The sequence below is a fragment of the Lysobacter yananisis genome (assembly GCF_031199375.1).
GTDB lineage: Bacteria > Pseudomonadota > Gammaproteobacteria > Xanthomonadales > Xanthomonadaceae > Lysobacter > Lysobacter yananisis.
In genome coordinates this window covers 1,703,897-1,716,842 of the sequence record NZ_CP133568.1, presented here as the reverse complement: position 1 = coordinate 1,716,842, position 12,946 = coordinate 1,703,897, and the positions used below count along the sequence as shown (strand labels likewise).

Below are 12,946 nucleotides of genomic sequence, written 5' to 3'. Positions count from 1 at the left end.
TCCACGTCCGCGGCGCTGCCAACGCCGCGGGCCCAAGATTCGGACGAGTCCTAGTCCAGCACGCGGCAGAACACCGCCTTGAGGTAGCGCGACTCCGGCACCTGCGCCAGCCACGGGTGATCGGCGCCGGCGCCGGCCACGCGCAGCACCTGCACGGTGCGGCCGGCGTAGAACGCGGCGCGGCGCAGCATGTCGAGGAACTGGTCCTCGCTGACCAGGCCGGTGCACGAGAAGGTCGCGAACAAGCCGCCGGGCTTGACCACGCTCAGCGCCAGCTTGTTCATGTCGAGGTACTTCTTCAGCGCCGGAATGACCTGCTCGCGGTCGCGGGTCATCTTGGCCGGGTCGAGGATGACCACGTCGAAGCGCTCGCCGGCATTACCCATGTCGCGCAGGTACGGGAAGATGTCGGCCTGGACGAACTTGACGTGGGCGCCGTTGAGCTTGGCGTTGCCCTTGGCGATGTTGATCACGTCGGCGTCGATGTCCACGCCGATCACTTCCTCGGCGCCGCGCGCCTTGGCGTAGACGCCGAAACCGCCGGTGTTGCAGCACAGGTCGAGCACGCGCTTGCCGGCGACCTGCTGCGACAGCCATTCGCGGTTCTCGCGCTGGTCGGCGAAGAAGCCGGTCTTGTGCGCGCCGGCCGGGTCGGCGCGGAACTTGATGCCGTATTCGGTGATGACCGCCGGCGGCACCGCCTCGGTGCCGCGGAAATCGAAGCTTTCCTGCTTCTGCACGTGCTCGTCGGCGAAGGCGTAGAAGCGGCAGCCGGGGAACTGCGCGCGCAGCGCGTCGTAGATCCATTCGCGGTGGCGGAACGCGCCGGCGCTGAAGTACTCGACCACCAGCAGGTCGCCGTAGCGGTCCACGACCAGGCCGCTGATGCCGTCGCCTTCGCTGTGGACCACGCGCCAGGCGTCGCTGACCTCGTCGAGCCGGAGCACGTCGCGGCGCAGCGACACCGCCGCGGCGATCTTGCGCGCGAACCAGTCGGCGTCGACCGCCACGTCCGGATCGTTCTCGAGCATGCGCAGGGCGATGCGCGAGTGGCCGTTGTAGAAGCCGCGGCCGATCCATTCGCCGTCCACGCCGATCACCTCGACGATGCTGCCGGGCTTGGGGCGCTGGGCCGGCTTGTCGACCAGGCGCTGGAAGATCCAGGGGTGGGTGGATTTCCAGGCGTTCTTGAGGCGTACGGTGGGGAGTTCGGTAGTCATCGCGCCATTCTACCGGGCCCGGCGCCCCGGGCCGGAATGCGAACGGCGGCCCAATCCCGCCGGCGGGACAATGAAGCCCACCGCGGCCGGCTTGTTTTGCCCGCCGCCGGTGCCAATCTGGTTCCCATGCACCTGCCCACCGACGCCCCGATCCCCGACACCCCGGCGCAGCGCAAGACCGACCGCGCGCGGCTGACCCGGGCCCTCAACGCCAGCCTGGCCTTCGTGCTGGCGCTGGCGGCGGTGTACGCCGCCCAGGGCAGTTTCGACATCCGCCCGTTCACGGTTTCGCCGTGGACCGCCGCGGGCCTGCTGGGCCTGCTGACCGCGCCGCTGCTGCACGGCTCGATCGAGCACCTGGCCGCGAACGCGACCTCGCTGCTGTTGCTGGGCACCCTGGCCGGCGCGGTCTATCCCAAGGCGACGCTGCGCGCGCTGCCGGTGGTGTGGCTGGGCTCGGGGCTGGGGGCGTGGCTGCTGGGCGAGCCGGGCAGCCATCACCTGGGCGCCAGCGGCCTCACTCATGGCCTGATGTTCCTGGTCATGACCCTGGGCCTGCTGCGCCGCGACCGCCCCTCCATCGCCGCGGCGATGATCGCCTTCCTGCTCTACGGCGGCATGCTGCTGACGGTGCTGCCGCGCGAGGCCGGCGTCTCCTGGCAGGCCCACCTGGGCGGCGCCGTGGCCGGCGTGGCCTCGGCCTTCGCCTTCCGCCTGCGCGACCCGCTGCCGCCGCGCAAGCGCTACAGCTGGGAAGACGAAGAAGACGCCGAGTTGGTCCCGGTCAACGACGAACTGGAACCGCCGAGCCCGCGCAACGTGCCGGTGCTGTGGAACCGGCCGGATCCGGGCGACGTGCACAGCGGCGTGGTACTGGAGTTTCCGCGGCGCGATCCGCCGGCGGGGCCGCAGTGAGGGCGATGCGCGGCTGACGACGCAGGCACGGCCCGCGTTGTCGTAGCGGTGCCCGGCGGATTGGATGCCGATGCGCGCTCGCGTCGTCGGCTCAGCGCGCTGGCGGTGGTTGCGATTGTCTTGGTGGGATAAACCTTCAAATCGAGTGGGTTCCGGCTTTCGCCGGAACGACGGTGGCTGAGCGAATTCGCAGCCACTCGCCCACGACGAGGTCCCGCGCAGCGCTCACACCGGCGCGACCTCATCCTCCATCCGCACCACATACCGCACCGCCTCCACCCGCACCGCGCGCAGCGGCGCTTCCAGCTCGCGCGCGGCCTCGCTCCACTGCGGCGACTGGCACTGCAGGTTCAGGCAGCCGAAGCGGCGCGCCGCCTCCAGCGCCTGGCCCAACAGCGCGGTCTCCACGCCGCGTTCGAGCCACGGCTCGCGCACGTAAGGATCGTCGAGCTGCAGGCAGTAAGCGCGCTCGAGCATGGAGAAGCTAGCGGTGGCGCTGGCGTAGCCGATCACCTCGCCGTCGGCTTCGGCCAGCCAGGCCCAGGCGCCGAACGGCGGTTCGAACAGCACCTCCATCAGCTCCAGCGCGTCCGCGCGCGGCGGGCCGTAGGGGCGGCGTTCGAGCGCGCGGCGGTCGCTGTGCTCCTGGCACAGCGCGATCAGGGTCGGGGCGTCGGCGCGGGTCACCGCGCGCACGCTCAGGCCGGCGGGCGCGGCGAGGGAGGGTTCGGAACGGGTCACGGCGAGCTGGGGGTTCATCGCGGGTTTCCGGTAAGCGGCGGAGGGGGAGTGCGGCGACGCGGTAGCATCGGCGCGGAACACCGCGGACGCGGCGGCCTGCGCTGCGGGCGCGGTCATCCTGCGCGCCGGCTTTTAAGAACTTTTTAATCGTGCCGGCGCACAGTGGCTGCGGACGATGCGGCCGATCGCCGCAACCCCCTTGCCGCAGCCCCTTTGCCGCAACACCCATCCGAGCGACACCGAGACACGACCGGGCGATGAACATCCTGCTGGTGGAAGACGACGCGATGCTGGCCGAGGCCGTGCGCACGGGCCTGGGTCACGACGGCTGGCGGGTCGACTGGGTGGCCGATGCGCCGCTGGCCAAGACCGCGCTGGTCGATCACGACTTCGACGCGGTCGTGCTCGACCTCGGCCTGCCCGGCGGCTCCGGCCTGGGCGTGCTCGGCGCGCTGCGCAACCGCTACGACGCCACCCCGGTGCTGATCGTGACCGCGCGCGACAAGCTCAGCGAGCGCATCGCCGGGCTCGACGCCGGCGCCGACGACTACATCGTCAAACCCTTCCAGCTCGACGAACTGTGCGCGCGCCTGCGCGCGGTGATGCGGCGCAGCCAGGGCCGGGTCTCGCCGGTGCTCAGCTGCGGCGCGGTGGTGCTGGACCCGGCGCGGCGCCTGGTCACCCGCGACGGCGAGCCGGTCACGCTCAGCGGCCACGAGTTCCGCACCCTGACGCTGCTGCTCGAACGCCAGGGCCGGGTGGTCACCCGCGAACAATTGGAGGAAGCCGTCTACGGCAGCTCCGGCACGATCGAGAGCAATACCATCGCGGTGTACGTGCACCAGCTGCGGCGCAAGCTCGGCGAGCAGTTGATCGTGACCGTGCACGGCTACGGCTACCGCGTCGGCGGCGGGCCGAACTGACATGGCCGCCGTGCGCACGCGTCTGCGCCCGCAACTGCGCGCCCGTCCGCGCACGGCGTCGGCGCGTGCGTCCGCGCCGCCCGGCGGCCGCCGATGAGCGCGATCGACGGCCGCGATGCCGGCACCGGCACCGGCGACGGCGAGCGCGAAGCGCGCTGGCGCGAGCGCGAACGCCAGCTCAGCAGCTGGCGCGAACGCTGCCGCCAGTCGCGCGAGTTCCCGGCCGGCCGCTCGCTGCGCTGGAAACTCACCTGGGTGCTGTTCAAGGCGGTGCTGCTGGCCTGGTTCGTGTGGCTGAGCTGCCAGATCTGGCAACTCGGCCGCGAACACACCGGCATGCTCGACAACTCCCTGCGCGAGATCGCCGAACAAGTGCTCGGCTCGATGCCCGAGGGCCTGGACCGCCTGCCCTCCCGCGATCCCGCCCGCGCTACCGTGCCGGTCGACGCCGACCGCAAGATGAGCTTCCAGGTCTGGGCCAACGGCCGCAACGTGGTGTATTCCGCGGCCGCGCCGCTGCAACCGCTCAATCCCGAATTCAAGGACGGCTTCGCCCGCCGCGTCATCGACGGCGAGCGCTGGCAGGTCTACACCCTCACCGACAAGCCGCGCGGCCTGGTGGTGCAGGTCGGCCGGACCAAGCGCATGGCGATCGAGGAACTGCAGAACTGGATCGTCGGCAGCCTGCTGGCCGCGGCGCTGATCCTGGTGCTGTTCGCGCTGGCGACCTGGCTGGTGATCGGGCGCTCGCTGCGGCCGATCACCGCGCTGCGGCGGATTCTGCAGGAGCGCCAGCCGCTCGACCTGACCCCGCTGCCGACCCATCCGCTGCCCTCGGAATTCCATCCGCTGGTGGAGGCGTTCAACGGCCAGCTCGAACGCGTCGACGCGGCCGTGCAGCACGAGCGCCGCTTCATCTCCGACGCCGCCCACGAACTGCGCACGCCGCTGGCGGTGCTGAGCACCCACGCCGAACTGGCGTTGCGCGCGACCACGCTGGAAGCGAAGAACGCAGCCCTGCAAAAGCTCAACGCCGGCGTGCAGCGCAGCGCGCGGCTGTCGGAACAGCTGCTCGACCTGGCCCGGCTCGACGCCGGCGAGGAAAGCGTGCGGCTGGCGCCGCTGGATCTGTCCGACCTGATCGTGCTGGTGATCCGCGACTTCGAGACCCTGGCGCGCGAGCGCCGCCAGCGCATCAGCCTGCGCGCCGAACCGACCCGTTTGCTCGGCGACGTCGACCAGCTCGGCATCCTGCTGCGCAACCTGATCGACAACGCGGTGCGCCATGCCGGCGCCGACGGCCAGGTGGCGGTGAGCTGCTCGGCCGAGGCCGGCGGCGCGGTGCTGCGCGTGGCCGACAACGGCCCCGGCGTGGCGACGGACGATTGCGAACGCATCTTCGATCGCTTCTACCGCGCGCCGGGCAGCCCCGACGGCGGCAGCGGCATCGGCCTGTCGCTGGTCGCGCGCATCGCCCAGACCCACGGCGCCAGGATCGAATGCGGCCAGGGCCTGGAGCGCGGCGGCGACGACCCGCGCGGCCCCGGTCGCGGCTTCGAAGTCTGCGTCCGGTTCCCGCCGGTGCCGGCGTGACCGGCCCGTAGCCCCCCTGTAGCAGCGGCGCAAGCCGCGACCGCGATAGCGCGGATACGACGCCGGCCCTGTAGACCTTACGCACCCGCGAGCTAATAGCGCCGGACATCGCAGCGGCGCGACCGCGGCTTGCGCCGCTCCTGCGCGGGCTACCGCTGCTGCCAAGGCGTTGGCAGCAGCCCCTGCGCATCCTGACCCGGTTTCCACGCTCCGGGACTGCGATGAATCACGACGGCCGCCACGACTTCGACTTCCTCCACGGCCACTGGCAGGTGCGCAACGAACGCCTGCGCGAGCGCCTGGCCGGCAGCGACGACTGGGAGATCTTCCACGCCACCCAGACCTGCGAACCGGTGCTCGGCGGCCTGGGCAACGTCGACGCCTTCCTCAGCGACTGGCGCCGCGACGGCGGCGAGGACACCTTCCAGGGCATGACCCTGCGCCTGTTCGATCTGCAGCGCAGACGCTGGAACATCTGGTGGGCCGGCAGCCACGACGGCGTGCTGGAGCCGCCGGTGAGCGGCGGCTTCGCCGACGGCGTCGGCGTGTTCGAAGGCGAACTCGAACACCACGGCCGACCGGTGCGCGCGCGCTTCGTCTGGAGCGCGATCGGCGCCAACACCGCGCATTGGCACCAGCAGTTCTCGATCGACGGCGGCGCCAGCTGGGAGACCAACTGGCATATGTGGCTGCGCCGACGCGACGCGGACGGGCGCCTGCCGCACGAGGACGCGGTGATCGAACTGCGCCGCTACACCCTCAAGCCCGGCCGCCGCGACGAATTGATCGAACTGTTCGAGCGCGCGTTGATCGAGCCTCAGGAAGCGGTGGGCATGCACGTGATCGGCCAGTTCCGCGAACTCGACGAATCCGACCGCTACACCTGGGTGCGCGGCTTTCCCGGCCATGCCGCGCGGGTCGAGGCCTTGCAGGGGTTCTACGGCGGCCCGATCTGGAAGCGCCATCGCGACGCCGCGAATGCGACCATGATCGACAGCGACGACGTGCGCCTGCTCAAGCCAGCGCGGCCGCGCTCGGCGCTGCCCGAGGCGCAACGCGAGCGCGCGCCGGTCGGCGCGTCGGCGGACGCGGACGCGGACGCGGACGGCATCGTCTGCATCGGCGTGTGCGAGTTGGATGCGCCGGCGCAGGCGAGTTTCCTCGAACGCTTCGAACGCGATTTCGCCCCGTTGCTCGAGCCGGCCGGCCTGTCGCTGCTCGGCGTCTACGTCAGCGACGACACGCCCAACGGCTTCCCGCGCCTGCCGGTGCGCGAGGGCGAGCCGGCGCTGGTCTGGTTCGCGCGTTGCGCCGACGCGCGGGCGCCGCTGCGGCTCGCCGAGGCGCCGCAGTGGCGCGCCGCGGTCGCCGACGCGCTGCGGGCCGGACTCCGGCGCGCGCCGCAGCTGCTGCGGCTGGCGCCGACCGCGCGTTCGGAACTGCGCGGATGAAGCGGTATCCCGACGTTGGCGCGCTTGAGCGCGACGGCGCGACGCGGGATCATGCGGCATGCGCCGCGCCGACCGCCTGTTCCTGCTGATCCATGCCCTGCGCGGCCGCCGCCAGGCCATCACCGCCCAGCAGCTGGCGCAGACGCTGGAAGTCTCGCTGCGCACCGTCTACCGCGACGTCGCGGACCTGCAGCGTTCGGGCGTGCCGATCGAGGGCGAGGCCGGCGTCGGTTACGTGCTGCGCAAGGGCGCGGACATTCCGCCGTTGATGTTCAGTCCCGACGAACTCGAAGCGCTGGTGGTCGGCACCCGCTTCGTGCGCGCCTTCGGCGGCGAGCGTCTCGGCCGCGGCGCCACCGCGGCCTTGCTGAAGATCGAAGCGGTGCTGCCGCCGGAACTGCGCGAGCGCGCCGCCCACACCCGCATCTTCGCCCCCGAGCTGGCCGGCCGGATCGAATCCAGCGGCCTGATCGACGCGCTCCACGCCGCAGTGCAGGAGCATCGGGTGCTGCGCCTGACGTACCGCGACAGCGGCGCGCGCGCCAGCGAGCGCGAGATCGAACCCTTGTGCCTGTCGTTCTGGGGCGGCAGCTGGACGCTGGGCGCATGGTGTCGCCTGCGCGAAGATTTCCGCAGCTTCCGTCCGGACCGCATCGCGACTCATGCGGCGACCGGGGAAGTCTTCGCGGCGGACGAACGGCGCGGGCTGCAGGCGTATCTGCGTTCGGTGGGCGGGGCGCTGCCTGATCGTTGGAAGCGGTGAGAACGGGGTGTTGGAGCCTGTGCTGCCAATCCTCGTAGAACCCGGATCTTCGACCGTCATTTCAGCGAATGCTGGAATCCACTCTGTTGTTGTTGCTGCTGTTGCCGTTCGCCTGGACGCAACCCCAAGCGAAGCACACGTCCCGCAGCCCCGGAGGGCGCGCGCATGGATGCGCGCGCGCGCCATGGGGCAGGATGCCCCTTATGGCGCGGCCCCGCGCAAGGTGCTGGACCTAGTGGCTTTTGACCTTAAACAAGCGTTTTTCTTTGGCTACTTTCTTTTGTCGCGCTGACAAAAGAAAGTAGCTCGGCCGCTTGCGGACGAAAGCTGTTGATGGTGGCTTGTCGTCGCGCGACACATCGGTAACGGCGGAAGCAACAGCAAAATCAAAATGGGTTCCGGCTTTCGCCGGAATGACAGTGGCGGGGTTGCGTACCCGACTGTAGGAGCGGCGCGAGCCGCGACCGCGCCACGGCAAACACAGTGAAAGTTTCGTCGTAGTTGCGTTGTCGCGGTCGCGGCTCGCGCCGCTCCTACAGTCGGATACGCAGCTCAAACGAAACAACCGGAACCTATCTCCCCTCCCCGACGCCCCGCCCCTCACTTCGCCGGCAACGGCAACGCCTTGAACTCCTTCACCGTCCGCAACACCAGACTGGAGTTGATGTCCGCGCCCCCCGCCTGATTGAGCAGACGATCCAGCAGAAAGCGCGAGAGATGCTCCAGATCGCGCACCACGATCTGCAGCAGATAATCCATGTCGCCGGTCAGCGCGTAACACGCCACCACCTCGTCCCAGTCGCCGACGAACTCGGCGAACGCCGCCACCGCCTCGCTGTCGTGGCGGCCCAGGCGCACCCGCACGAACGCCTGCAGGCCCAGGCCCAGCCGCGCCGCGTCGACCTCGGCGCGGTAGCCGCGGATCACCCCCTCGCGCTCCAGCCGCTGCACCCGGCGCAGGCAGGCCGAGGCCGACAGGTGCACGCGTTCGGCCAGTTCGGCGTTGGTCAGGCGGCCGTCGCGCTGCAGCTCGGCCAGCAGGACGATGTCGGTGCGGTCCAACTCGATGGTGGCCATTTTCGGCGGCTCCCGGGCAATACACGCAAGAATGTTGCGCTAAACCGGGTTTCAGGCGCAACAACGCAAGCCTATTGCGCCCGGGCGCGGCTAAAGTCGTCGTATCGGTCCGATCCGGGCCGGCCATGAGGACGTCGGCCCGATCCAGGCCGGCCCAGGAGCGAGTCGGTATGAACACCACCCCGCAACGCGTCGAACACCAGCTCACCGACAAGGGCTACGTGCCGGTCTACACCACCGCCGTGGTCGAACAGCCGTGGAGCTCGTATTCCAGCGACGACCATGCGGTGTGGGCGCAGCTGTTCGAGCGCCAGCAGAAAGTGCTGGTCGGCCGCGCCAGCGACGAGTTCCTGACCGCCCAGCGCGCCATGCACATGACGCCGGACCGCATCCCCAAGTTCGACGACCTCAACCGCACCCTGCGCGCGCACACCGGCTGGGAGCTGATCGGCGTGGAAGGCCTGCTGCCGGAGCTGACCTTCTTCGACCACCTCGCCAACCGCCGTTTCCCGGTGACCTGGTGGATCCGCAAGCCCGAGCAGATCGACTACCTGTCCGAGCCCGACCTGTTCCACGACCTGTTCGGCCACGTGCCGCTGCTGATGAACCCGGTGTTCGCCGACTACATGCAGGCCTACGGCAAGGGCGGAGTGAAGGCGCACGGGATCGACCCCGATGCGCTGGTTCACCTGACCCGGCTGTACTGGTACACGGTGGAATTCGGCCTCATCAAGCAGGCCGACGGACTGCGCATCTACGGCAGCGGCATCGTTTCGTCGAAGAGCGAATCGATCTACAGCCTGGAGTCGAACGCGCCCAACCGGATCGGTTTCGATCTGGAGCGGGTCATGCGCACGCGCTACCGCATCGACACCTTCCAGAAGACCTACTTCGTCATCGACAGCTTCGAGCAGCTGATGCGCGCGACCGAGCCGGACTTCACCCCGATCTACCAGCGCCTGCGCGAGCACGACTCGATCCCGGCCGGCGACGTGCTGGCGAGCGACGCGGTGTTCAACCGCGGCACCGGCGAGGGCTGGCTGACCGACGGCGACGTCTGATCCGCAAAATCGCGGTTCGCCCGCATCCCTCGCTGGAGGAGCGACGCGAGTCGCGACCGCGACACTGCGCCGACGACGCGGACTTCGCCGCCCGTCCGCCACGAGCGGCGCCGCCGTCGTCTTCGAAAGCCGCGCGCTACACTCGCGGCCGATGAACGACGAAAACCCGAGCCAGACCCCGCACATGGGTGCGGGCCGCGACGCCGCCGCGCAGACCGCCAGCGGCGTTCCCTATCGCCAGATCCGCGCCGTTTACGACGACGCCACGATCCGCGTCTACCAGGCCTTCAACGACCCGATCGCCGACGCCGCGCTCGCCGCCGGCCGTTTCGTCGCGCCGTTCTCGCGCTCGCGCATGACCTGGATCAAGCCCTCGTTCCGCTGGATGCTGTACCGCGCCGGCTGGGGCTTCAAAGACGACAACCAGCGCCGCATCCTCGCCATCGACATCGCACGCGAAGGGTTCGAGTGGGCGCTGGCGAACAGTTGTTCCTCGCATCCGGATCCGGCGATGACGCCGGCGCAATGGCAGCGCCATCGCGATGCCACGCCGGTGCGGATCCAGTGGGACCCCGAGCGCAACTTGCGGCTTGAGCCGCTGGACCATCGTTCGATCCAGATCGGCCTGGGCCGGCCGGCGGTGCTGCGGTATGTGCAGGAGTGGACGCAGCGGATCGAGGACGTCACGCCGCTGGCGCATCGCGTGCACGAACTGGTCCAGGCGGATCGGTTGGACGAGGCCGCGGCGCTGTTGCCGGCGGAGCGGCCGTACGTTCCCAAGACCGAGGTCTGAGCGGGCGCGGCGTTCGTAGGAGGGCCTTCAGGCCCGATGCTGTTCGCTCCGCGCACCGCGACCTGAGCCGGAAGCATCGGGCCTGAAGGCCCTCCCACCACAAACAGGCCGCAACTCAGGCCGATGCCAGGTCGGTCTGCGGCGCGCGCCGCTGGCCGGCGAGGAAGCGCGCAGCCCAGCCGACGAAGTAGCCGGCGCTGAAGCCCGACACGACCAGGTCCCAGCCCATCGCGCTGTCGCGCAGCTGCGGGTGGGTCGCGGCGAACACCTGCAGGACGTAGTGGGCGCCGAAGATGCCCAGGTTGCGCAGCAGCGGCAGCGCGCTGCCGGGCTGGCGCACCAGCCGGCGCTGGTGATCGAAGGCGAGCGCGGCCGGGTCCAGCGACCACAGCCCGAGCACGCCGCCGACCGCCGCGCCGGCGATCCAGTGCAGCAGGTTCGTCGGCGCCGCGCCCAGGTGCACGACCAGGCCGTACAGGCCCCAGGCGATGAAGATCGCCGGCACCGCCCACACCCGCACCAGCGATTGCACTCCGGTGCGCAGGCGGCGCAGGCCGAGCGCCAGCAGCACGGCGAACAGGATGAACACCCAGGTCGGGGTGGCTTGCAGCAGGTGGCTCAGGTTCATGGCGGCTCTCCGGTCGCAGCGGCGGCGGGCTTGGGCGGACGGTCGCGGGGTCGCGATCCGATGGCGCCCATGCTCGGCCGCGGCGCAGCGCGGGCGCAGTCCCGGCGGTCATCGATGCGGCGTGCCGGAAGTCACTGCGATGCCGACTCCGATGCACCGGACTGGCACCCGGTAGGACGGAGTTATTGACCTAAGACGTCACATCGCCAGCGCGCGGATGACGTGCCACGGCGCTTCCCGCCCACCCTGGCGCGGCGGAATTTTTTATGAACCAGTTCACGTTTTAGTATTCGACGATCACGCCGCACTAACAAATCAATCTGCGATGTGAATCACGTTATGGCATGGATTGTGCTTTGTCTGGCCGGAGCGCCCGGATTCCCCGGCGCCGACTCCCTTCGGACACCATCCATGCGCAAGTTCCCGACCGCTCTCCTGGCCGCTTCGCTGCTGGCCGGCCTGCCGCTGCTGGCCCAGGCCGAGTCGCAGTACTCCACCGGTACCGCGTCGCCGATCACCGCCACCGCCCGCCTCGATTTCCAGATCACCGTGCCGAAGATCCTGTTCCTGCGCGTGGGCGCCGGCGCGGACTACAGCAACACCGCCACCATCAACCAGATCGCCTTCGCCGTGCCGGCCGCCAACCTCGGCAGCGGCGCCGCCGTCGCCGCCACCGCGGCCTCCGGCGACCTCGGCAACGGCGGCGTCACCGCCAAGCTGGTCGGCAACAACGGCACCATCACCCTGTCGTCGTCGACCGTCGGCGCGCTCGGCAACGGCGCCGGCGACAGCATTTCCTACAGCCAGATCCAGACGTCGGTGGCGACCAACACCACCGCCACCGCGCTGCCCGCGCCGGCCCTGGCCGACGGCGCCGTCACCAGCAGCACGGTCGCGCCCGGCGCCGGCGGCAAAGTGGTCAACCTCGACGCCAAGTGGACCTACGCCTACCTCAACGGCGCGGTGGTCGCGCCGGGCACTTACGGCGGCGTCAACGCCAACAACAGCCGCGTCACCTACACCGCGTCGATGCCGTAAGCCGCATGCCGGCCGCGCGCCGGCCGCACCACCAACCGATGCGCCCCGCGCCGATCCGGCGCGGATCCGGCGCCGCCGACCGCGGCGGCGCCTTCCCCGGAGACTTCGCCATGACCGCACGCTTGCGCGGCTGGGCCCTGCTGCTGTCCGCCGCCGCGTTCGCGCCCGCCGCCGGCGCGTTCACCGCGACGATCAATCCCGGTTCGCGCGGCATCTACCTGCGCGTCGGCGACGGCATCTACACCGGCACCTACACCGGCAACGGCACGCCCGGCAACGGCGGCGGCGTCGATGTGGTGTCGACGACGGTGCCGGCGGCGGCGCTCGGCAACGGCGTCGACCAGGTCATGACCACCACCGCCTCCTCGGGCGTGAGCAACTACGACGGCTACGCGTTCTGCAACGTGCCGGCGCAGATCTACGTCGGCGGTTTCTATCGCCGCAGCGGCAGCGGCGGCGCTGCCACGCTGACCGCGACCGTGCCGGCCGGCCTCACCAACGCGCAGGGCCAGAGCATCGCGTTCTCGCAGATTTCCTGGACCAGCAGCGGCAACGGCGACACCGGCGGGCAGCCGATCCCGGCCGGCACCTTCCAGCCCGGCACCCAGGCGCTGACCAGTTTCCCGATCAATACCTGGCGCGAGAGCTGCCACACCTTCCGCTACGCCAACGATGCCGTGGTCGGCGCCGGCACCTACACGGGCAGGGTGGTCTACACCTTGAGCGCGCCGTGAGCGCGCCAG

General features: G+C 70.4%; 13 protein-coding genes and 1 pseudogene. 9 read left to right on the top strand and 5 right to left on the bottom strand.

What is annotated here, in order from left to right; all coding sequences use genetic code 11:
* Window positions 1-50 precede the first annotated feature (50 nt).
* Window positions 51-1,220, bottom strand: coding sequence for a class I SAM-dependent rRNA methyltransferase (locus tag RDV84_RS07310; RefSeq protein ID WP_057949660.1), 1,170 nt, complete (start codon window positions 1,218-1,220; stop codon window positions 51-53).
* 126 nt (window positions 1,221-1,346) lie between these two features.
* Here RDV84_RS07310 and RDV84_RS07305 point away from each other — a divergent pair, with 126 nt between their 5' ends.
* Entirely contained in the window at window positions 1,347-2,135 is a 789-nt protein-coding gene (locus tag RDV84_RS07305; RefSeq protein ID WP_309152929.1) for a rhomboid family intramembrane serine protease, read from the top strand.
* A gap of 225 nt (window positions 2,136-2,360) precedes the next feature.
* Here RDV84_RS07305 and RDV84_RS07300 read toward each other — a convergent pair whose 3' ends face one another.
* Window positions 2,361-2,894 (bottom strand): GNAT family N-acetyltransferase, encoded by a 534-nt coding sequence (locus RDV84_RS07300; protein WP_309152928.1) that lies wholly within the window; start codon window positions 2,892-2,894, stop codon window positions 2,361-2,363.
* A gap of 239 nt (window positions 2,895-3,133) precedes the next feature.
* On the opposite strand from RDV84_RS07300, the gene RDV84_RS07295 reads away from it, so the two are divergent.
* From RDV84_RS07295 to RDV84_RS07280, 4 genes are all read left to right on the top strand, one after another.
* The gene (locus RDV84_RS07295) at window positions 3,134-3,799 is read left to right on the top strand and encodes a response regulator transcription factor (RefSeq protein ID WP_057949663.1); all 666 of its coding nucleotides are present in this window, start codon (window positions 3,134-3,136) and stop codon (window positions 3,797-3,799) included.
* A 93-nt stretch (window positions 3,800-3,892) separates the two neighbouring features.
* Entirely contained in the window at window positions 3,893-5,392 is a 1,500-nt protein-coding gene (locus tag RDV84_RS07290; RefSeq protein ID WP_057949664.1) for an ATP-binding protein, read from the top strand.
* A 221-nt stretch (window positions 5,393-5,613) separates the two neighbouring features.
* Window positions 5,614-6,843, top strand: coding sequence for an NIPSNAP family protein (locus RDV84_RS07285; RefSeq protein ID WP_309152927.1), 1,230 nt, complete (start codon window positions 5,614-5,616; stop codon window positions 6,841-6,843).
* Between the two features lie 58 nt (window positions 6,844-6,901).
* On the top strand, window positions 6,902-7,606 hold the full coding sequence (locus RDV84_RS07280) for a helix-turn-helix transcriptional regulator (protein ID WP_309152926.1): 705 nt from the start codon (window positions 6,902-6,904) through the stop codon (window positions 7,604-7,606).
* Window positions 7,607-8,206: 600 nt separating this feature from the next.
* Here the strand turns inward: RDV84_RS07280 and RDV84_RS07275 are convergent.
* Window positions 8,207-8,683 carry an Lrp/AsnC family transcriptional regulator gene (locus RDV84_RS07275; RefSeq protein WP_057949667.1) on the bottom strand — a complete coding sequence of 159 codons (477 nt, stop codon included), beginning with the start codon at window positions 8,681-8,683 and terminating at the stop codon, window positions 8,207-8,209.
* A gap of 170 nt (window positions 8,684-8,853) precedes the next feature.
* Here RDV84_RS07275 and phhA point away from each other — a divergent pair, with 170 nt between their 5' ends.
* On the top strand, window positions 8,854-9,744 hold the full coding sequence (phhA, locus tag RDV84_RS07270) for a phenylalanine 4-monooxygenase (RefSeq protein ID WP_057949668.1): 891 nt from the start codon (window positions 8,854-8,856) through the stop codon (window positions 9,742-9,744).
* A gap of 184 nt (window positions 9,745-9,928) precedes the next feature.
* Complete coding sequence (locus RDV84_RS07265) at window positions 9,929-10,537, top strand: DUF4291 domain-containing protein (protein WP_309153701.1); 609 nt, start codon at window positions 9,929-9,931, stop codon at window positions 10,535-10,537.
* Between the two features lie 17 nt (window positions 10,538-10,554).
* Here RDV84_RS07265 and RDV84_RS25990 read toward each other — a convergent pair.
* Together RDV84_RS25990 and RDV84_RS07260 are read right to left on the bottom strand one after the other, a co-directional pair.
* Window positions 10,555-10,635 (bottom strand): annotated as a pseudogene (locus tag RDV84_RS25990) (DUF6053 domain-containing protein); the annotation flags it as partial.
* Window positions 10,636-10,652: 17 nt separating this feature from the next.
* The gene (locus RDV84_RS07260) at window positions 10,653-11,165 is read right to left on the bottom strand and encodes a DUF6622 family protein (protein ID WP_057949669.1); all 513 of its coding nucleotides are present in this window, start codon (window positions 11,163-11,165) and stop codon (window positions 10,653-10,655) included.
* A 411-nt stretch (window positions 11,166-11,576) separates the two neighbouring features.
* Here RDV84_RS07260 and RDV84_RS07255 point away from each other — a divergent pair, with 411 nt between their 5' ends.
* On the top strand, window positions 11,577-12,203 hold the full coding sequence (locus RDV84_RS07255; RefSeq protein ID WP_057949670.1) for a hypothetical protein: 627 nt from the start codon (window positions 11,577-11,579) through the stop codon (window positions 12,201-12,203).
* Between the two features lie 110 nt (window positions 12,204-12,313).
* The gene (locus RDV84_RS07250; protein WP_309152925.1) at window positions 12,314-12,937 is read left to right on the top strand and encodes a hypothetical protein; all 624 of its coding nucleotides are present in this window, start codon (window positions 12,314-12,316) and stop codon (window positions 12,935-12,937) included.
* Window positions 12,938-12,946: the final 9 nt, after the last annotated feature.